At 67.9% G+C, this 20006-nt stretch carries 13 protein-coding genes and 1 pseudogene; 1 reads left to right on the top strand and 13 read right to left on the bottom strand.

Translation table 11 applies throughout. From position 1 onward, the window contains the following. Window positions 1-122: 122 nt before the first annotated feature. The gene (locus tag OR16_RS14515) at window positions 123-1091 is read right to left on the bottom strand and encodes a helix-turn-helix domain-containing protein (protein WP_006158705.1); all 969 of its coding nucleotides are present in this window, start codon (window positions 1089-1091) and stop codon (window positions 123-125) included. 229 nt (window positions 1092-1320) lie between these two features. Here OR16_RS14515 and OR16_RS14510 point away from each other — a divergent pair, with 229 nt between their 5' ends. After that, complete coding sequence (locus OR16_RS14510; protein WP_063709588.1) at window positions 1321-1530, top strand: hypothetical protein; 210 nt, start codon at window positions 1321-1323, stop codon at window positions 1528-1530. Between the two features lie 15 nt (window positions 1531-1545). Here OR16_RS14510 and OR16_RS14505 read toward each other — a convergent pair whose 3' ends face one another. From OR16_RS14505 to OR16_RS14460, 12 genes and pseudogenes are all read right to left on the bottom strand, one after another. After that, window positions 1546-3900, bottom strand: a complete 2355-nt coding sequence (locus OR16_RS14505; protein WP_006158703.1) for a CHASE2 domain-containing protein — start codon at window positions 3898-3900, stop codon at window positions 1546-1548. Between the two features lie 52 nt (window positions 3901-3952). Beyond that, complete coding sequence (locus tag OR16_RS45770) at window positions 3953-4513, bottom strand: hypothetical protein (protein WP_050982973.1); 561 nt, start codon at window positions 4511-4513, stop codon at window positions 3953-3955. Beyond that, window positions 4473-5600: a FecR domain-containing protein gene (locus OR16_RS45765; protein ID WP_050982972.1), complete on the bottom strand. Its 1128-nt coding sequence runs from the start codon at window positions 5598-5600 to the stop codon at window positions 4473-4475. Before OR16_RS45765 ends, OR16_RS45770 begins: the two co-directional genes overlap by 41 nt. Before the next feature lie 4 nt (window positions 5601-5604). Then, window positions 5605-6351 carry a response regulator transcription factor gene (locus tag OR16_RS14495; RefSeq protein WP_043419743.1) on the bottom strand — a complete coding sequence of 249 codons (747 nt, stop codon included), beginning with the start codon at window positions 6349-6351 and terminating at the stop codon, window positions 5605-5607. 201 nt (window positions 6352-6552) lie between these two features. After that, window positions 6553-7418 (bottom strand): annotated as a pseudogene (gene pelG / locus OR16_RS14490) (exopolysaccharide Pel transporter PelG). A gap of 1 nt (window position 7419) precedes the next feature. Further along, the gene (gene pelF / locus OR16_RS14485) at window positions 7420-9021 is read right to left on the bottom strand and encodes a GT4 family glycosyltransferase PelF (RefSeq protein ID WP_006158701.1); all 1602 of its coding nucleotides are present in this window, start codon (window positions 9019-9021) and stop codon (window positions 7420-7422) included. After that, a complete protein-coding gene (locus tag OR16_RS14480; protein ID WP_043419753.1) occupies window positions 9018-10004 on the bottom strand; it encodes a tetratricopeptide repeat protein in 987 nt (328 codons plus the stop codon). The genes pelF and OR16_RS14480 overlap by 4 nt, the downstream gene beginning before the upstream one ends. Then, window positions 9997-11442, bottom strand: coding sequence for a PelD GGDEF domain-containing protein (locus tag OR16_RS14475; protein WP_006158699.1), 1446 nt, complete (start codon window positions 11440-11442; stop codon window positions 9997-9999). Before OR16_RS14475 ends, OR16_RS14480 begins: the two co-directional genes overlap by 8 nt. 13 nt (window positions 11443-11455) lie before the next feature. Next, window positions 11456-12013 carry a hypothetical protein gene (locus OR16_RS14470; protein WP_006158698.1) on the bottom strand — a complete coding sequence of 186 codons (558 nt, stop codon included), beginning with the start codon at window positions 12011-12013 and terminating at the stop codon, window positions 11456-11458. 59 nt (window positions 12014-12072) lie between these two features. Next, window positions 12073-14646 (bottom strand): tetratricopeptide repeat protein, encoded by a 2574-nt coding sequence (locus OR16_RS47720; protein WP_337459840.1) that lies wholly within the window; start codon window positions 14644-14646, stop codon window positions 12073-12075. A 26-nt stretch (window positions 14647-14672) separates the two neighbouring features. After that, a complete protein-coding gene (locus OR16_RS47715; RefSeq protein WP_337459839.1) occupies window positions 14673-16286 on the bottom strand; it encodes a hypothetical protein in 1614 nt (537 codons plus the stop codon). Continuing rightward, complete coding sequence (locus tag OR16_RS14460; RefSeq protein ID WP_237717064.1) at window positions 16249-19152, bottom strand: bifunctional glycoside hydrolase 114/ polysaccharide deacetylase family protein; 2904 nt, start codon at window positions 19150-19152, stop codon at window positions 16249-16251. The genes OR16_RS47715 and OR16_RS14460 overlap by 38 nt, the downstream gene beginning before the upstream one ends. Window positions 19153-20006 lie beyond the last annotated feature (854 nt).

The following is a 20006-nucleotide window of genomic DNA, read 5'->3' as shown; positions in this document are numbered from 1 at the left end:
CCCGCAGGGGTGGTGAAACTGCCGTTGAAGTTGCCCTTGACGTTAAGCCGTTGAAGCTGAAGTTGCAGTTGCAGTTGCAGTTGCAGTTGCAGTTGCAGTTGCAGTTGCAGTTGCAGTTGCAGTCACCCCCTCCCAACAGTCTCCGACGGCAACTCCCCAAAAAACACCCGATACTGTGCCGCAAACCGCGGCAAATGATTAAACCCCCACCGCGCAGCCACCACTCCCACCGGCTCCTGCCGCTCGCCCAATGCCCGCCTCACCCCATTCATCCGCAAGGCCCGGACAAACTCCAACGGTGCCAACCCGGTAACCTCATTGAAACTGTATTGCAGCGTTCGCCGCGAAACCCCAAGCCGTTCACACAAAGCCAGAACACTCCAGGGCGCCTCGGGCGCGGCGCGCACCATTTCATACGCCTGCGCGACCAGCCGCCGCCGCGCAGGCGGCGTAGGCAGCAGGGCATCCCCAATGTCATGCGTCAGCGTGGACACCACCGCCATCAGCAGCGCATCCCGCATGGCGCTCTCGACAAAGCGCTGGTTGAACACTTCGCTCTGCATGGCTGACGCGGCCAGCACGGCCAGCATCGCCGCCCGGAAATCCTCGGATGCGGCGCGCCGCACCTCCGTGGCCGGCTGCAAGCGCGTGATCAACTCCGGTACCCCCTCGCGCTCCATCACGCGTTGCAACGCGGGCAGCGGCAACGTCACGCCGAGCAGGTCCAGCGAGGGCGGGGTGCGCATGGCCAGTGGCTGGCCGTTGCCGGCGCGCAGCACGGTGTCGCCGCTCATCCGGTAGCCGGAGAACCAGCCATCGGCACACTCGCGGTGGGGCAAGGCAATGGAAAGATAGCCGCGCCGCGCCTCGCCTTCTTCCAGCAACGCCTGGTTGGTGCGTTCGCGGAAGACGTGGACGTCGCCATAGGTAGCCTGCTGCACTTCCGCCAGGAATTGGCCGGGCGTGAGCTGCGGGTAGCGCTTCTGCCAGCCGTCCAGGCCCCCGGCCGCCATGGCGGCCTCGGTGGCAACCAGGTGGCGTACCGGGCGCCCGCTGGCGCCCGTGTCGAGGGGCTCGGTGTTGCTGTGCATCGGTGGCAGCCTGTTGGGGCGATTGACACCATCGGCGGCGGGTTGGCTTGGCCCGGCGCGCAAGGGCTCTTGTGCAAGCACTGCGCGATGATTGTATCGCTGGGCCAGGCGAGCGTCGATGCGCGGCGCAGCAGCGCCCGGCAGCCCCTGGCAAGCGTCCTTGCATTTGTTGACAATAGCCGACGCGGCCTCGCCCTAGAATGCTGCGCTATTCATGGCGAGCTTAGATATGGGATCCGGATCCGAACGGTACAGGTTGCTGGGCTACCTCGCGCTTTGCATGGTGGCGTTCGCACTCGTCACCGTGCTGTGCGTGACGCTGCAGGACGGCAACGAGCAGCGCGCGGCGCGCAAGGTTCGCCAGATGGACAGCCGCGCCACGGCTACCGCCACCGCGGGCCACGCTGAACAAACAGCGGCCACGCGCGCATCGCGCTGAGCGCCAGCGAGCGGATCAACAGGGCAGGAAGATCGTGAAGGTGGCGCCGGCACCCGCGGCGCTGGTCACCTTGATCTCTCCGCCGTGACGCTCCACCACCGTCTTGACGAACACCAACCCCAACCCGCTGCCGGCGGGTGCATCCTGCTCGGTGTCGCGCAGGCGCGCGAAGGGCTGGAACAGGCGGCCCTGGTCTTCCTCGGCGATGCCCCGGCCCTGGTCCGTCACATCGATCGCCAGCCCCTGCGGCATGCGATACAGGCGCACTGTCACGGTGGTTTGCGGCGGGCTGAACTTGATGGCATTGCTCACCAGGTTGGCAATCGCCCGCACCAGCAACACCGGCTCGGCCAGGAGCTGCGACTGGTCCTCTTCCACGTCGACTTCCACCTTCAGCTCGATCCGAGCGGCGCTGGCCAGCGCCCATAGTTCGTCGGTGGCGTCCAGCACCACACCGGCCAGGTCGACCTTGATGAAGTGAAGGTGCGTCGCTTCCGCACGGGCCAGCCGGATAAAGTCGTCCGCGAGTTCCAGCGTGCGGTTGGCGTGATCGCCGATGCGGGCCAGCAGGGCTGCCTCCGGCAGCGCCCGGCCAGGCTCGTTCTGCAGGTCGATCAGGGCCAGGATGGAGGACTGCGGGGATCGCATGTCGTGCGAGATGAAGCGCAAGGATTCCTCACGGCGCCGCTCGGCCATGCGCACCTGGGTGATATCGATGACGCTGACGATCAGGCCGGCGACACCGCCGGTGTCGCTGCGCAGCGGCGCGCCGCGCAGCAGCATCGGGTGTTCGTCGCGCGCTTCGAGCTCCACCCCGGGCGGGGCCTGCACCGGGTGTGCGGCGTCGGCGTCGGCCTCGCCCTCGGCATAGACGCTGCGCAGCTGGTCCCAATAGTCCAGCCCGGCCTTGGGCTGGACGAATACTTCGTTGATCAGTTCGCGAATGCCGGGGCGCGGTGCGTTCATATCGGCCAGCGACCCGAGCGTGCGCGGCGCCAGCAGCAGGCCGCGCCGGTTGGCCAGCAGTACGCGGCCGCCGGGATCGCAGATCACCGTGGCTTCGGGCAGGCCCTCGAGCCCGTCCGCCAGGAATTGCCGCAAGTCGCGCAGGCGCGTGGTCATGCGGTAGACCGCACGCATGCGGGTATCGAGGTTACGGCCCGATTCGCCCGCGCCGGCGGGCATGGCCAACAGGCCGGGCTCTTGCTCGAGCTGCGCGAGCTCGTCGGTGAGGAACTGCAGCGCCGCTTCCTGGCGCCGCCAGCTCCACAGCGGGTAGAGCAGGCTGCAACCCAGCACGGCGCTGGCCGGGGCGAACCAGAAGCGGCCAAACACCACCAGCAGCAGGCTGGCGGCCAGCGTGCCGGCCAGCAGCACCACGGTGACCAGCAGCGCGTTGCGCGGCGTCAGCATCAGCGACGCCAGGCTCGCCAGCAACACAGGCAGCAGCGTGCACAGCCAGAACCAGGGCGCCGGCAGGGTGACGATGGCCGCATCGCGCTGCAGCGTCTGCATGGCGTTGGCGATGATTTCCACGCCGCTCATGCCGTGGCCGTTGCGCGATACCGGTGTGGGAAACACGTCGCCCAGCCCGCTCGCGGTGGCGCCTACCAGCACCGACTTGCCGCGGAAGAAATCGCGTGGCAACGTGCCGCCGAGCACGTCGAGCACCGAGACCTGCGGGAACGTCCCCGGCGGCCCGGCAAACGGAATGCGCAACCGGTAGTCCCGGGTCCAGCCATCGGCGGTGCCACGGTCATCCGCGGGACCGTCGTGCCGGTAGGCGGAGACCGGGCGCGGCGGCTTGCCGAAGCCGACCATCGCGGCCGAGAAATGATCGAGCTGGCGGCCCGGCAGCCCCTCCTGCAGGAACACCTGGCGGGCAATGCCGTCGAGGTCCACCGCGATATTGATATGCCCCACCTCGCTGCCCAGGCCTGTCAGCGGATAGCGCACCAGCAAGCCGTCCTGCCCCGCTTCGGCCAGCGCGGGCAACACGACGTTGCCAGCACGCGCCATGCTGCCTGCCAGCGTGCGGTCGTCCTCGGGATGCAAGGTGTCGGGCTCGGAGAGAATCACGTCGACCCCGATCACGCGAGGCGCGTCGGCGGCGATGCGGTCGATCAGGTCGGCCAGCACCCGGCGCCGCCAGGGCCAGCGGCCAATGGCGGAGATGCTGGGGTCGTCGATGGTAACGATCACGATCTCGTCGCCGGGCGCGTGATGCTGGGCCGCGACCGACAGGTCGTAGACCGCCTTGTCGGCGCGTTCGCTCCAGCCCAGCACGGCGCACGCGGCCACCAACGCCAGCACGGCGGCCGTCAACACGCTCCATTCGACCAGCGTACGGCGCTGGTAGCCAGCCATCATGCGGCCGGGCGCCCGGCGCAGCGCGCGTGCGCGCGCTGCGAGTCGCGCCAGGCTAGTTGGCACGATTGAGCCAGCGTGAGCCGGCGCTCACGGGCTGACCTTGCGAGTCGCGTACGTACTGCATCACCTCGATACGCTGGGGCGCTGAGAAATGCGGCTCACGGGCCGGATCCTGGCGAGCCACCCGCACAAAATACGTGCCGCTGCCGGGCCGCGGCAGGCGGGCCGAATTGGTCTGGGTGCTGACGTCCGCCACGATCTGCGTAAAGGCGTCGTCGGATGCCATCTGCACGCGGTAGGCTTGCGCCGCGCCGTTAGCGCTGGCTCCGCCGTCGGCCGGCCATGCGAGCCCCAGGGTATCTCCGCCATCGTCTTCCAGGCGCGGCTGCGGCGGCGACGGCTCCAGCGCGAACGCCACCGGCTCGCTCCAGGGGCCGGGCTGCCCAGCGGCGTCGACCGAGCGCACACGCCACCACCAGCGGCCGGGCGCAAGCGCCTGGCTGTCCGAGGGCGCCGTGCCGCGCGCCTGCATGACGCCTTGCGTGAAGTCCGCGTTGGCCGCCACCTCGAATTCATATTGCGCCGCGCTGTCCACTTCGGCCCAGGTGAACATCGGCGTCTCGCCGTAGGCGATCGAGCGCGCTTACGCCCACGTACAGTTCGCCCTCGGGCAGGTCTTGCAGCGCGGCCTGCGTGCCGTCCACGGCCTGGGAGGACAGCAGCTCCGTCTGGGCCGCATCGCGTGAAACCACCACGCGGTAGCTGGCGGCCTTTGCCACCGGCCCCCAGCGTACGGTGGCATGGCTTGCCAGCAGCGGACCAGGCAGCGGCACCAGCACCGGCGCCGGCAGCAGCGCGGCGGGCCGCGCCAGGGCACCCGTGGCCGATGCGCTGACGCCGTAGCCGGCATTCACCACCGCTTGCTGGCCGCGGCGCGAGCGGGCCTGCACCTGGCCTTCGAGGACGGCGCTCTGGCTGGCGCCGTCCTCGGTGCCCGCGCGAAAGCGCGTGCCGCGCACGCCGGTCACCAGCGACGGGGTACGGATCTCGAAGCGCCCCACGCCGGTGCCGCGCGGCGCCACGCGGGACTCCACCTCGCCCTGGCCGATGCCGATCACGGCGTCGGTCAGGCCTGTGCGGGCGAATGCGCGCAGCCGCTTGACTTCCATGGTGGTCGCTGGCGGCAACGTCACGCGCGAGCCGTCGCCCAGTTCCATGGTGACGGTGCCGCCAGCGCCGGTTTCGATGCGGGCGCCTTCGCGCAGCTCCATGCCGGCCTGCAGCGCGCGGCCATCGGCGCGCGCCGGACCCGTTACGAAGACCACGCGGGCCATGCCGTCGGTCACCGGGATGCGTGCCAGCGGGATCCGCAGGCGCATGCCGGGCGGCAGGCGGTAAGGATCCGCCACCTTGTTCAGTATCTGCAGTTCATGCCAGCCGGCGGGATTGGCCATAAAGCGGTCCGCCACGCCGATCAGCGTATCGCCCGGGCGCACCTGGTAGATAAAGTTGGTGCCCTCGGTGCCTGCGGGCTGCGCCGCGGCGTTTGCGGACCATGCGGCGCCAAGCACGCCAACCAATCCTGCCATGCCAATCGTAGCGGCCACCCTCATCACACCAATCGCACCCATCGTGCATGCCGTACGCGAACGCGCTGCGATGCCTGCCTTGCTGCCTGCTGCCATGTCGAACCGCTTCATAAACTCAGTCTTCCTGCTTGTCCTGCAAATCCTGTGAATCCAGTGAATCCTGCTTATCTCCATCGCCCGCAGCTTCGAAGCGGTAGCCGTGCGAATACACGGAAGTCAGGCGCACGCCGTTCTCGGGCCGCAACGCCAGCTTGATCCGCAGCCGCGAGATATGGGTGTCGAGCGTGCGCGAACCGGCACCGATGGCGCGGCCCCACACGGCTTGTTCCACCACCTCGCGCGACACCAGGCGCCCGAGGTTGCGGAACAGGAACAACGCCAGGTCGAACTCGCGCGGCGACATCTCCACCCGGTTCTCGCCGACGGTCACGGTGCGCGCCTGCGGATCGACACAGTAGTTGCCCACCCGGATCAAGGCACTGTCCTGCTGCGCCTGCGGATACGTGCGGCGCAGCAACGCCGACACGCGCGCCGCCAGCTCGGCGCGGCGGATCGGCTTGATCATGTAGTCGTCGGCGCCCGCGCCCAGCCCGGCGACGATGTCCTCTTCCTGCGAGCGGCTGGTCAGGAACAGGATGGGGGGATTGCGCCCGGAGTTCTGGCGCACCCAGGTCACTACCTCCAGGCCGCTGGTATCCGGCAGTTGCCAATCCACCACCAGCAGGTCGAACGTCTGCTCGCGCAGCGCCCGCAGGAACGTGCTGCCACTGGCGAAGCACTCGCACTCGTGGCCCGCCGAGACCAGGATCTGCTGGATCAGCTCGGACTGGCTCTTGTCGTCTTCCACCGAAGCTATTCTCATACTTACCTCTTGCTTGCCACGTCTTCTCTTCCAGATGCCACCACGCGCTTTCTGCGCCGCCGCGAAGGCAAAGGCGCAATAACCCGGGCAGGCCGGGCACCAGGTACGCAAGGGGGAATGGTACAGAATCAGGCGTCGCCGCGCCAAGGCCGGCGCGGGAGGGTATCGCACCGCCGGCCACAGGGCCGGCGCGTGCGCCTTCTACTGCAGCATGTACGTTTCGTACTCGAGGCGGTCCAGCTTGCGGTCCAGCAGGTAGATCGCCAGGGCCACCACGATCAACAGCGATACCGCGAAGCCGTAGCCGTACCAGGCCGGTCCCAATTGGAGCGTCACGGCCGTGAAGGCCAGGTTGAGCATCACGAACAAGCCGCTGAGCAGCAGCACTTCCCGCCGGCGGTCGAGGTAGAAGTAGATATTAAGCACCCCGAGCAGCACCACCTGCAGACCACCATGGCCGTCAGCAAGCACATCTGGCCGGCGACAAACCCCAGCAGCAGCCCCTCCAGGTCAAAGTCGCGCAACACCAGCGCCGCCACCACCGTCAGCGTATAGCCCAGCAGGAAGGTCCAGACGATGGCCTTGTACTGCTTCATGCTCGTCAGGAAGATCACCGCGATCCAGATATTGCTCATGACCACGAACCCCGCGGTCATCAACAGCCGGTACAGCACCGACTGCTCCGGGAACGCAAAAAGCGCGCAGCCGATGCCGATGGCGCCCGCGAGCGCCGTGACCAGCAGGGCCACCGCGTGGTAGTTCGACAACACCAGGCCATCGCGCTTCTCGAACAGGCGGTCCGAAGTAAAGCGGGTAAAGGCCAGCTGCATCGGCCCGGTCAGGATCAGGCTGACCGCGATCAGGTAGGTCACCGAGACCTGGAACTGCGTCACCAGGCTGCCCGGCACCACGAACGGCAGGCTCAGCACACCAATCAGCAAGATCCCGACGATCGACAGCACCCACGGCCCGGAGCTGATGATACCGGCATAGGCGTACGCGCCGAGCATGCCGGACAGGTTGTCCCGCCGCAGCATCTTGCGCAGTTCGAATCCAATCCCCGCCATTTCAGCGACCTCCCTTCATGGGGCAGCCCGCGGCCTGCGCCGCCTTGGCCGGGGATCCGCCGGCGGACGATTCCACCCGTGGCTGCGCCATCAGGCGCGTGTACAGCTCGCGGTAGCTACCCACCATCATCTCCTGCGTGTAATACCGCTCCACGCGCCGGATGCCGGCTTGCTGCGCGGCGTGCCAAGCGTCGGGCGAACCCAGCAGGCCGATCGCCTTCTCGGCCAGCGCGGCCGGGTCGGCGATGCGCACCACGTCGCCCGCCGCGCCCAGCGCCGCATCCTCGCCGGGCAGGCCGAAGATCAGTTGCCGGCACGAGCCGACATCGGTGGTCACGCACGGCACGCCGGCGGCAAAGCCTTCCAGCACCACCAGCGGCAATGCCTCGCTGATGGAGCTGAGCACCAGCACGCCCACCTTGGGCAGCAGTTCATCGATGCGCTGGAAGCCCAGGAACTTGACCTTGCCGGCCAGGCCCAGGCTTTCGGCCAGGCTGCGGCATTCGCGTGCGTATTCCGGATCTTCGTCCTCGGGGCCGGCGATCCAGCCTTGGGCATCGGGGTATTGCCGCACCACGGTCAGCATGGCGCGGATAAAGGTCTTGATGTCCTTGATCGGCACCACACGGCCGATCAGGCATAGTACCGGCGGCACGCCGGGGGCGCGCTGCGCGCGCAGCGCGGCCAGCCGCGGCAGGTCGATGCCGTTGGGAATGTTGCGGGTCCGCTCGGCGCGGGCACCGTCCATGACCTGGCGCAGGCGGTTGCCTTCGTAGAGCGCGACAATGGTGTCGCCGGCGTCGTAGCAGACACGGCCCAGCGTTTCAAAGAAGCGCACCCACAGCTCCCGGAAATAGCTGATCTGAGAGATGTCGCGCTCGAACACGTTGCGGTTGTCGCGAATCCACTGGCTCTGGAACAGGTCGATCTTGCGTTCCTTGGTGTAGATGCCGTGCTCGGACACCAGCAAGGGGCGTCCGGTGCGGTAGTGCAGCATGGCGCCGAGGAAGCCGGCATAGCCGGTTGACACCGTGTGGTAGACCTGGGCCGGGATCAGCCCCTGGGCAATGCGCGCGAGCTGCCACAAGGGTTTGTGCATGATGCGCACGGTCCAGAAGTAATCCGTGAAGGACGGGTCCGTGCAGTACTGGCGGTACTGCTCGGTGATGGTCCGCCACGCATTGCGGCTGTAGAGGAACGCGTCTTCCGACAGGCTGCCGCCGTCGGTGAGCTCAGGGACCAGCTCGCGGATCAGCTCGCCGGCTTCTTGCTCGCGCCCAGGCTCGCGCAGCACCTCGTGCAGCTGCGCCGAGGTGGCGAAGGCGACGGGATCGCCTTCGCTGCCGTGTACCAGCGGAGGCGGCGGGAAATCGTAGAGAAAATGCGTTTCCAGGTGCACGACGTTGTCGGGCAGCGCGTAGGCCATGTCGCCGTAATCTTCGCGGCGGCTGCCGATGAAGACGATGGCGAAGCGGACCTCCGGAAAGGCCCGGATCATCTGGTTGACCCAGCTCGACACCCCGCCGCTCACATACGGAAAGGTGCCCTCCAGCAGCAGGGCCACATCGGCCGAGTCGGCGCGGGGCAAGGGGGTATCGCTCATGATTGCCAGTAACGCAGCAGGGGCCGTACCAGTGGCAGCGGCGATGGGCTGTCGAATGACAGCAAGATGGCGCGCACGGCGGCGTAGTCGCGCTCCAGATAGGCGGCTTCGGCCATCAGCGGCAGCGTGCGCTCGCGCGCGAAGCCAAGCTGCTCGGCCCGCTCCAGCCACGCGCGTGCTTGCGCGGGCTCGTGGCGGGTGAGCGCCAGGCGGCCGCGCATGTACCACAGGCCGGCCTGGTCGGCGTCGACCTCCAGCGCGGCGCGCGCGTGGCGCTCCGCCTGGTCCGCGGTGTAGCGATAGACGTCGCCCTGCACCAGGTTCTGGTAGATCAGTTCCCAGTACAGGTCGGCCAGGCGCTTGTTGATCTCGCCGCGCTCGCGATCGTCCTGCGCGTCTTCCAGGCGCGGCAGCTCAACAAGGATTTTCTGCGTCAGCTGCTTCTCCGCGCCGTCCAGCATGCCGTAGGCCAAGAGGCGCACGTCGTCGGCGCTGTCGGCCAGCAGGTCACGCAGCACCGGGCTGGAGGTACGCGCCGGCATCGACTGCATGGCCACCAGCGCGGTCATGCGCTCGGGCAACGGCGCACGCGTGTTGCCCAGCTGGGCGCGCAAGCGGGCGCCGCCGCCGTGGGTCACGCGCGAGACCAGGTGGGTGACGAACTCCGGCAGCCCGACCAGGCCGATGCCGGCCGTGGGACGGCGTCCCGGGAAGAAGCGCGCGATCAGCAGGCTGCCGACGCAGATCATGCCGCCGGCCAGCGGCACCAGGAAGCAGAAGGCGAACAAGTAGCCGTAGCTCCACGCGAAGGGCACGCGAAAACGCCGGGGCAGCAGGCGCCACAGCACCATCGCGATCATCGCCGCGGCGAGCCCTTGCGTCAGCAGGAAACTCAGCAGCAACGCGGTGCTGTGACCGGCGCGAGCCAGCAGCGCCAGGGCGGCGATTTGCGCGGCGATGCCGCCGATGCCGAGCTTACCCACGGCCAACCTCGCCCAGTGCCACCGGCACCGGCACTGGCGCCGGCTGGACATCCACATGGCAACGATGCAGCAAGCGGATCAACGGCTCCACCGGCGCGTTGGCGGGCACGGCCAGCATATGCACGCCGACGCGCGCCGCTTCGAAATCGGTGCCGAACTGGGCCCGCAGCATGTCTTCGATACGCACCAGGTAGGCCGAGGCCGCCTCGTTGCCCGACAGCGGCATCAAGGTAAGCAGGGCACGCTGGTGCGCGCTGGTCAGCGGCCAGGCCACGTCAAGCGCGCGGCGGCTGCGGATGACCTGGTCGAACAGCGCGTCGCGCGATTCGTCCAGGTCGAACACCAGCGCCACGATCGTGCTGTTGATGCCGCTGTCACGGCGCAGGCGGGACAGGCGAGCGTAGTCCAGCGCGAAGTCGTACGGGCAGCCGGGAATCGCGGCCGCGATGGCGCGCGTGGACACGGCGTGCTCGACGCCATCGGCGTAATAGCCCATCAGCACCATCAGCAACTGCAGGTTCTCGTAGCTGAGCGACAGGAACGGCATGCGCTCGACCACCAGCAGGCCCACCAGCTTGTCGGCCCCGGACAACACCGGTGCCACCGCCACGTAACGGGTCTGCGGATAGTCCAGCGACTGGCGCGACACCCCGTCGGCCTGCAGGTGGGCCAGCTGGCGCGTCTCCAGGCAGTGGTGCACCAGCACATCGTCGGGATCGAACTCGAATGCCGGGCCGATCTGCGCCGACGCCGTGGTGGATACCGTCTCGCCATCGACAGCGTAGAGCGCGGCCGCTTCAAGCTGGCACGCTTGCGCCACCACTTGCAACATGGGGCGCGCGCCAACCAGCACGCCACCCGGCGCGGCATCTTCCAGCGCCACCGCACGCATTTGCGACAGCGTGTCGCGCAGCGTGGTGGGCTTGGCCAGCAGGTCGTTCTCCAGCCGCGCATGGGACACGCGCAGCAGGTAGTGGTTCTTGGTGAGGGCCGCGAGGCGCTCTTCCAGGTAGCGGTTGACGGCGCGCGCGCGCGCCAGCCGCGTGCCCCAGACGTCGCCAAACTGCCCGGCAACCAGCACCATGAGCAGCCCGCCCAGGAAGAACAGGCGCGGGAACTCACCCGGCTGGGCGCCGATCTGGTGGAAGAAGAACCAGCCGCCCAGCATCATCAGCACGCTGCCCACGCCAATCAGCGTGCCGTAGCGCAGCGCCAGGATGACCGGCAGCAGCCATGCCCAGGGAAAGCCCAGGCCCAGCAGCAGGGGGTTGTTGGGCAGGAGCAGGTATCCCAGCCCCATCGCCAGAGCCATCGTCACCACCAGCTCGACCGCGGAGACCGGTCCGCTCGCGGCGGGCGCAAGCAACCGCAAATAGCGGCCACCCGCGCCAATGCCCTGTCCTTCCCGTATCTTGTCGGCTGTATTGGCCACGATCATGCTCTCCCGCGGTTCAACCCTGGCGCAGCGGCGCCAGCAGGCGGCGCAGCAACTTTTGCGCGGTACCCGACAGCGACTCGCGGCTCCAGCCACTGTCGCTGCCAGTGGCGGACCAGACGGCTTCGCCCGTGCTCACGTCCAGCAGTTGCAGCGAGATGCCCACGGCGGGCTCGCCATCCACACCCACCTTGTAGCGCCATTCCTGCACCGCGCCGGTGAGGGCGTAGCGCATCTTCTGGGTACGTGCCCACTCCAGCGCCTTGCCCACCGACTCGCGCTCCGCCGGCTCGAACAACGTTTCCGGGTTCAGGTTGGCCGGGTAGCGCTTGACGTTGGCGATGCCGCCGGTCTTCAGCAGGCTTTCCGCGATGGCCTCGGCGCGCAAGCCTGCCTGCGGCGTCTCGGTGTAGTTGACGATCGGCAAGATCGCCACCGACTCACCGGCCGGCAGCGTGGGGGCGCGACCAATATCGGTCACCGCGCATCCGGCCAGCCACAGCGCTGCGCCCAGCGCACCGCACCAGCCCAGCAGTCGTGCCGCGCGGTTCCGCTTCGTGCTAGTTGTTTCCATGACTCTCTCCCCTTCTCGATTGCATACAGTGAACCGGCACGCTCGCGTGCCCGCCCGGATTAAAAAAGCCATCTGTACCGAACACCCACCTCGGTCAGCGGCGTGCCGCCATTGCGCGCCGCGGTTTCGTGCTGCACATACATGGACAGGTGGTCGTTGCCGAACACCTTGCCGGCCACGCCCAGTTGCGCCCGGAAGTTCTGCCCCGCGCGGGTGTCGTGTAGCAGGCCGATTTCGGCGAACGGCCGCCACTTGTGCGTGTAGTCGTCGATCAGCTCGGTGCCAAAGCCGAATATCACGCCGGCCTGGGTAAAACCCTGCGGCATGTAGAACCCCGGCGTGGCCTCGCCGTTGGCCGGCACCAGCGTGGCCAGCTTGTTGCTGAGCGTGCCGCCGCGCGCGTTGTAGGTGGCGTGGGTGCCGACCAGGCGCACCGTGTAGTCCGGGTAAGCGGTACGGATGCGGTAGCCCAGTTCCAGGTCGTACACCAGGCCGTGGCCCAGCTGCGAGCCGTCCTGGCCGCGGAAGCGGTCGTACTCGATGCGAGCGTCGGCAAATTCGCGCAGGCTGAAGTTGTAGGTTGCGCCCAAGCCGAGCACATCCTTGACGCCGCCGACCCGCAGCGCCGCCGATTCGTCGGCGCTCTGGTTGATGCCGGCCAGCGTGGTGAAACGCAACCGGCTGGCCTCGCGCCACTCGCCGGTGAAGCGCGCGGTGGTCACGCTATCCAGGCCGTCGCGCCGGCCCACGCCGAGACGCCAGCGCAGGTGCTGGTCGCGGTAGCCGAGCGACAGCTCACCGCGCTTGTCGGACGAGGGCACGCCGCTCAGTTGGGTCTGGTCCACGCTGTGCTGGGTGCGCCAGGCGCCGCGCAGGTTGAGGTCGTAGCCATCCCACAGGCGCACGCCGCCAGCCAGGCTATAGTCGAAATAGCTCAACGGGCTCTGGCGCTGATACGTGACGCGCGGCTCGATGGCTTGCGCATTGAACAGCAGCGTGTCCTGCAGGGTTTCCTGCAGGCTGTCGTCGGTGCGGGTGGTGTCCTGGGTTTCGTAGGCCAGCGTCTGCGCGGCGCCGAGCCGGTCGAGCTGCACGTTGGCTTCGATCTGGTTGTCCACCGGAATGCGGCCGGCCTGGCGCTCCAGCACACGGTCGAGCGCGGCCAGGTCCTGGTTGGCCAGCGCCAGCGTGATCTCGGCATAAGCCGGGCGCAGCAACTGGCGAGCATATTGGCGGGCCAGCCAGGCACGCGCCAGTTCGTTCGATTCGTTCGACAGGGCCCAGGCCAGCGCCACTTCCTTGGCGGCGGACGAGACCACGGCCTGTTGGCGCGCCTCGCGTTGCGCCATGCCCGGTGGCGTCTTGGGATCGAGCGCCGGCAGGCCGGGAATCTCGCCCAGCCGTGACGCCGGATTGGCGGGACCGGGCCCGTTGGCGGCATTGCTGCCGGCCATCACGGCGCGGTCGCCGCGCAGCATCTCGATCACCAGGCGCTGGGACACGTCGCCCGAGGCAAAGATCTGCCCGAGCGCCACGGTCTGGCGGCGCAGCTCGGCCGGCGCGGGACCGCCCTGCGCGTCCTCCTCCTCGGCGGCCGGATCCATGCTGCGGGGATCCGAGGCACGGCGCCCGGCCGCGGACTGGTCCTTGTGCAGGTCGACCCAGGCCTGGCGGCGCAGGCGCCACCCGGTGCTGGACTGGCCGATCGCATCGTAGGCATCGGCGGCAAGGCCCAGCCAGAGTGGATCGGCGTTCTTGCCATCGGCCATCTTGCGCAGGTAGTGCAGCGCGGTGCGGCCGTCCCGGAAGCGCATGCTGCTGGCGGCAAAAGCGCCCCACAGGTCCGGGTTGTCCTCGGCCTCGCCCTTCAGGCGCCGCATCATGGCGCGCACTTCGGTATCCGAGCCGAGATCGACCAGCGCCCACATCAGCGCGGCCAGCGTCTCGCTGCCGGCGTCGGCCAGGCTGGCGGCACGGCGCAGGTCGGCCAGGGCCAGCTCGCGCTCGCCGCGGGCGCGCTGGTACTCGGCTCGCATGGCCAGGAAGCGGCTGGATTGCTCGGCCTGCTCGAGCTGGGCAGGGGTCATGCCTTGCAGCAGCGTGGCGACGCGGCCGTAAGCACGCGCGCGGGTGTAGTAATTGATGGCGAGCTCAAGCGACACGAGCTTTCCGCTCTTGCGCCAGCTGGCTTCGGCGATGCGCCCGGCATCGATGGGCGAGCTGTCGTAGAAGTCCATCAGGTTCGAGAAATCCGATTCCTCGGTATAGCGCACTTCGGCCAGGCAGTTGTTGCGCCCGGCGCCGGGCGGCATGGCCATGCAGTGGTCGTCATGCGATTCGGCCATGGCCAGCATCAATTGCCGGTAGCCCTGCTCGAGCAGGTCGCCGCGCTGGTTCAGGCGGGCCAGCTCGGTCAGGGTGCGCCAGAATTCGATGTCGGTGGAACGCGCGGTGCGCATGGACGGCACCATGGCTTGCAAGGCCTCGGCCAGCTTGCCGCGCACATAGAGCAGGTTGGCCTGCTTGAGCGCGTACTGCGGGCGCGGGCCAAAGCGCTGCTGCAATTCGGCGTAAAGCTCGAAGGCGCGGGCATCCTTGCCGGCGCGCTCGGCCAGCTCCGCCTGGCGCTCCATGACCGGGCGCGCGTTCGGGCCGTGGCTCAGGCTTTGCAGGAAGGCCAGGCCTCCTCGGGCTCGCCCAGCCGTTCGTAGGTGGCGACCACCTGGTCGACGGTGGCGAGATCGCCCGTGCCGGCGCGATGGCGCAGCGCGGCCAGGTAGGCGCGATCGTCGCTCAGGCCGGGCGCCAGGCGCAACACGGCCTTCCAGGCGGTCTCGTCATTGCTGGCCTGGGCATATTCCAGCCAGCTCTTGAGCGCTACCGTGGGTTGGCGATTCCACTCGGCAACCTGGGCCAGGCGTTCGCGCCAGCGCGCCGCGCCGGGCTGGCGCCGCACCGCGGTCTCGGCAACGCGCTGGGCGTCGTCGAGCTTGCCGGCGGCCAGGAATACCTGGAACGCAAGTTCGTAGTCATCGGCGTTAAAGGCCCGTTCAGCCGCGCTCGGAGCGCCGGCAGGGGCTGCCGCTGGGGCTGCCGGAGCCGCGGCGGCAGCCCGGGGCTGGCCCGCCGCCGCGGAAGCGGCCATGCCAGCGCCTGAGGTATCCGCCACGCGGCGCAGGTGCGGCATCGCGGCGTCGCCCATGGCGCGGCGCAAGGCCAGGCCACGCGGGCCGTCAAGGAAGATCACGCCCTGCGCGGCCCATGGCTGGGTGGCCGCTACGCGGCGCACTTCGGCGCGTTGCAGCGATGCGCCTTCGGGCGCGGGCTGCAGGCTCGGCGGCAGGCGCAGCAGCCGCTGCACATAGCGCGCGGCCTGCTCGGGCCGGTTGGCGGCCAGCGCCAGCCGGGTCAGGTAACGCAGGACTTCAGCGCTATCCAGCAGCTTGCCGCCGTGCTGCTCGGCCTGGGCCAGCGCCTTGTCGAGCTGGTTGCCGGACTGCAGCGTCTTGAGCGCGGCCAGGAAGAGCCGGCGCTGCTCGGCCGGATCGGTGGTGCGGGCCTGCGCGGCAAACAGCGCGTCGGCCGCCTGCTGGTAGTCGCCGCCCGCGAGCGCCGCTGACGCAGCCTGCGCGTCCCACAGCGCCGCGCGGCCAGGATCGCTCTTGGCCAGCGCCTGGTAGAACACCTGTGCCAGCTTGAGCGCGTTGATCGAGCGCGCGGTGGTGGCCAGCTCTTCCAGGTCGGCGCGCCCCCACTGCATGGTCACCGCCTGGTCGAGCAGCCCACCGAGCTTTTCAATGTAGTGCTCGCGCTCCGGGGTGTCCGGCAACGCAGCAAACGCGCGCTGCTGCGCGATCTCGATGCGGGTACGCAGGATCTGGCTGGGCAGCTCGGCGTCGGCGGCATTGGCATTGCGCACCGGCCCTTGCCGGCTGGCCGCGGAGCTGGCCGCAGGACTGGCCGCATAGCGCGCCTCCAGCCGGGACAGCATGCCCTCTGCCTCATCCAGCCGGCCCGTGCGCGCATATTGCTCGGCCAGCACCGCCGCGAAGCTGCTGTCGTCGGGCGCGGCCCGCCACCAGGCTTCCAGGTAGGCCAAGCTAAGGCCGTCCACCGCCCGGCCCTCGCCCAGCAGGCGTTCGCGCAAGGTTTCGCGCGGAAACATCAGCGCCAGGCCGATCCCCACCATCGCGGTGAAGGTCAGCACGAACGCTGGCGGCAGGAGCCGCTCGCGCTCAGGCGGCGCAGGTGATTTCGACGCTTTGCTTGGCATTGTTGGGATTGGGAACGGGTGTGGTATTGAAACGCAGCGTGCCGCGCTCCTGCACGCCCTGCACCGGCTTGCCATCGATGGCAACCCGGCAATGGTCCGCGCCTGCGAGGCGGAAGAATGGCTTGAAGTAGCCGCTGAAGTCAAAGCCGATGCGCTGCGCGCCGCCCTGGCCGGTGCGCTGCCAGTTGCGCACGAAGCCGCTGGCCTCGGCGATCTCGGGGCCGGCGGGAGCCGCGGCGTTGGCTGCGTTCGGGGCGCGCATGACGATGCGCGAGGCACCATCGGCCAGGTGCACGTAGACACCGCCGCCAGGCGCCGGCGAGGTGCCGGTCACGCCTTGCGAGTTAGCCACGTCGGGCACGTCCGCGCCGGTCCAGCGCACGTTGCGAAGGTTAGCGTCGCCGCGCACGATCCAGGTGGCCGGCTGCCTGGCGTCGCCGCCCAGCTCGCGGGCCACCGCCATGCCTTGCCAGTCGATCACCTTGCGCACGTAGTCGGTGGCATGCACCGGCATCAGCGGCTGGCTCAGCACGTAGTCATAGACCTTGCGCAGCGCCTTGAGCGAGGCAGCCTTGGTGCCGGAGTAGTTGTGATAGTAGATGTTGACCGACTTGAAGCGGTACGGCCGGTCGGTCAGCTCAAACGTTTCGATCACGCGCTCGAAGCCGTAGTACGGGCCATGCCAGAGATTCGTGTAGACGTTCTCGTTCTGGTTTGGCGCGAAGATCTGGAACGTACCGTCGGCCTTGTTCACGCCGATCGGCGAGATCGCGGTCCAGGTCGGGTTGCTGCGCGTGATCAGCGTATCGCCGCCGTTCATGTTGAGCACGCCAGCCTGGTCGGTCAGCTTGATGGCCTCGGCGGCGGCTGGCAAGTCGCCCGACCACAGCAGCATGCTGACCGGCTTGCCAGGGGGCGCCAGGGTACGGTTGATATAGTCGATCGAGCCGCCGATCTCGCGCTTCAGGTCCATCGTGTAGCCGGGAATCGCCAGGTGGAAGTCGTCGCTGCCTTCCGTGGCATTCTCCGAGTGCGTGCCGCCGGGCACCGTGCGGCCCCACTCGAACGGATGCGAGAAGGTGTGGCTCGCCACCTCGACATAGGGCTGCGCGAAGATCTTGCGGGCGATCGGCTCGAGCTGCGCGGTCAGCTTGGGATACATGCCGTCGCTGGCCACTTCGCCCTCGATGATCGACATCGTCATCGGCAGGCGATAGCGGTCCCAGATCTCGCGGAACAGGACTTCACCGGAAAAGCCGCCGCCGGGAATCTCGGCACGCGAGGCAAAACCGTCGCCATCCACGTGCACGGTCAGCAGGCGGCGTCCGTTTTCGGTAGTGACATCGGGCACCGGCATGGCTGGCAGGCGCAGCGCTTCGCGCAGGAAAGCCAGCGGCTGCACCACCCAGCGGTCCTGGTCATTGGCGCTTTCCCGCACCGCGTAGGGCCCGAGCACGTAGCCGCCCCAGGGGGTGATCGCGGCGGCGTCGTAGGTCAGCGTGCCCGAATTCAGGCGCAGCAGGGAGCGAAAGCCCGGGGCATCGCCCACCTGTACCGGCACTGCCTGCGTGCGGTCCGGCGCCACCGGCATCTCGAAGCCCATCATCGGGTCCTTCGACACCACGTCCGCCTTGACGCCGATTTTGCCCTTGACCGAATTGAGCTGCAGGCTTGACGCCAGCGCTCCGTTCATGCGCGCGCCGAAATCGTTCATGAACACCACTGGCACGCCCTGGTCGATATTGTGCTGCACCCAGCTGAAGAAGCGCCCGGGCTGGTCCCGCACGTTGCCAGCCATCCAGATCACCACGCCGGCGTAGCGGTCCGGGCCGATCTCCGGCAGCGGCTGGCTCGCTTCGGCGAAGTCCACGCGATAGCCCAGGTAGTTCAGCGGCATGGAGACAAAGCGCACGCCGGAGGAGTTGTCGATCGATACGCCCGGCTCGCGCTCCTGCACCACCAGCACGCGGCGTGGCATGACCTCGATGTTGCCGATGCCAACCGTCTGCAGGCCGGGATCGGCCACGTAGGGGATGATATCCAGCGCACGGATCTGCGCGGCGGTGTCGCGCGCGCACTTGCGGTCGGCAGGCGGGCAGTAGTCGATCGAGATCACCGGCAGGCGGTACTTCTCGCGGATCGTGCGGGCCTGGCCGAGCAGCCAGTTGCGATCGGCCTCGCTCACTTCGGTGTAGCGCTTGCCGCCCTGGTCCCAGCCGCGGTACAGCGATTCAAACGCGACCGCGTACGCCAGCTGGTTGACCTGCGGCAGGATCTCGAAGCCACGGTTGAAGATCAGCCTGGCCTCGGGATAGCGTGCCTTGATGGCACGGATCACCGCCACCATGCCGGCCTCCTGGCGTGCGCGCTCGGCGTCCGTCTTAGCTGCAAGCTGGTAGGAGTCGAGCGTGTCGAGGAAGAAGCCGCGATAGCCGCGCTGCCATAGCGGGGCAATGACCTTGTCCACGTAGAAGGCGGGCCAGCCGTCGGCGGCCTGATCGACCACGCGCGCGCCCCAGGCATCGTTATTGCCGATCAGCCAGGCCTTGGGAATATCCTTCAGGTAGGCGCGCGACGGCGCGACCTCGCCAATGCTGACGTAGGAAAACCATTGCGTATTGGGCGTGGCGGCGGTGCGCGGATCGAAGCCGCTGTCGGGCTCGACCACGGCGATATCGAAGGCCTGCAGGGAGTCCACCGGCGGCTTGCTGCCGTAGTGGAAGGCAATGTTGGGGGCGCGAGCGCCGGAGGCCTGCGCCTGCGCCGGGCACAGCCAGGCTGCAGACACGGCCAGCAGTGCACCAAGCCAGGCTCTCATCATCGGCGTGCCCCAGCTTGCTTGCCGCAGGCCTGCCACGCGGCGCATGACGCCATCCAATCGCAACAAATTCACTTGTTGGCCCCTTGTTTCTTCATATTTTTATGTCCCGCCCCGGAAGCGCTCGCTTTGCTTGCCGTCGATGCGCTGGTCGCGCTTGAGGCCGCCGGGCGATGCCTTCCGGGCATGGCTGTTCCATCCGCTGCTGACTACGTCGTGCTACTTACACTTCCTGCGCTGCCTGAAAGCTTCCAGGCAGTCCCTCGCAGGCTAGCGCTCAATGTGCAGATTCAGGCACTATGGGCGAGGATTCTGAGGCATGCGGGTAATCGTGCATATAAGCATTTAGGACTAGGGAATATGCATTAGAGCAAATGCAGGTTGGTGGCGTAAGGGTTAGCAGCGCCGATTGGCGCTCGATCGCCGCCCATTCCCGGATTTCGATCGCTGCGAAAACGCGCTATCGGAACTCGCCGGACCCCGCTGCGCCGCTTGGCCGCGCCTGCGGTGTTTCATTGCCAGGCCAGGGAATGCAAGAAGATTCCTGTCTCGATACTTTCTACATTTTTGTAGTTTTACGCACCGATAAAGTATCACAGTACGTGCCGGAAACTTGACGCAGATCTGCTGCTAGGGTGCGAAAAAAAGGAATCGTGCGGTGGCAAGAGCCGGATTGTAACGGCCCGCAACAGCCCGCCAGAAGCCCGCCAGATAACGAAGAGAATCTTAGATCACGCGCCGCGAATCCAATGTCAACAATTGTTACTCTGGCCGGATACGGAGCATTTGCAACGCTGCGCTGTGTAGAATTTTCTCAAATAAAAATACCTATTCACCACGGCTGCAACGCACCGGACAAGCACCGGCAGGCACGCCGCATTCGGGAATGTCGCAGGTCACGA

This window comes from Cupriavidus basilensis OR16 (assembly GCF_000243095.1).
Classification (GTDB): domain Bacteria; phylum Pseudomonadota; class Gammaproteobacteria; order Burkholderiales; family Burkholderiaceae; genus Cupriavidus; species Cupriavidus basilensis_D.
This window is presented reverse-complemented; position numbering and strand designations above follow the sequence as displayed.

Bases quoted from the DNA above. Each gene is read 5' to 3' on its own strand.
- OR16_RS14495 (WP_043419743.1), bottom strand. From the start codon at position 6,351: ATGAGAATAGCTTCGGTGGAAGACGACAAGAGCCAGTCCGAGCTGATC.
- OR16_RS14460 (WP_237717064.1), bottom strand. From the start codon at position 19,152: ATGCGCCGCGTGGCAGGCCTGCGGCAAGCAAGCTGGGGCACGCCGATG.
- OR16_RS45765 (WP_050982972.1), bottom strand. From the start codon at position 5,600: ATGAAGCGGTTCGACATGGCAGCAGGCAGCAAGGCAGGCATCGCAGCG.
- OR16_RS45770 (WP_050982973.1), bottom strand. From the start codon at position 4,513: ATGTTCACCTGGGCCGAAGTGGACAGCGCGGCGCAATATGAATTCGAG.
- OR16_RS47720 (WP_337459840.1), bottom strand. From the start codon at position 14,646: ATGGAGCGCCAGGCGGAGCTGGCCGAGCGCGCCGGCAAGGATGCCCGC.
- pelF (WP_006158701.1), bottom strand. From the start codon at position 9,021: ATGAGCGATACCCCCTTGCCCCGCGCCGACTCGGCCGATGTGGCCCTG.
- OR16_RS14470 (WP_006158698.1), bottom strand. From the start codon at position 12,013: ATGGAAACAACTAGCACGAAGCGGAACCGCGCGGCACGACTGCTGGGC.
- OR16_RS14510 (WP_063709588.1), top strand. From the start codon at position 1,321: ATGGGATCCGGATCCGAACGGTACAGGTTGCTGGGCTACCTCGCGCTT.
- OR16_RS14475 (WP_006158699.1), bottom strand. From the start codon at position 11,442: ATGATCGTGGCCAATACAGCCGACAAGATACGGGAAGGACAGGGCATT.
- OR16_RS47715 (WP_337459839.1), bottom strand. From the start codon at position 16,286: ATGCCAAGCAAAGCGTCGAAATCACCTGCGCCGCCTGAGCGCGAGCGG.
- OR16_RS14515 (WP_006158705.1), bottom strand. From the start codon at position 1,091: ATGCACAGCAACACCGAGCCCCTCGACACGGGCGCCAGCGGGCGCCCG.
- OR16_RS14505 (WP_006158703.1), bottom strand. From the start codon at position 3,900: ATGATGGCTGGCTACCAGCGCCGTACGCTGGTCGAATGGAGCGTGTTG.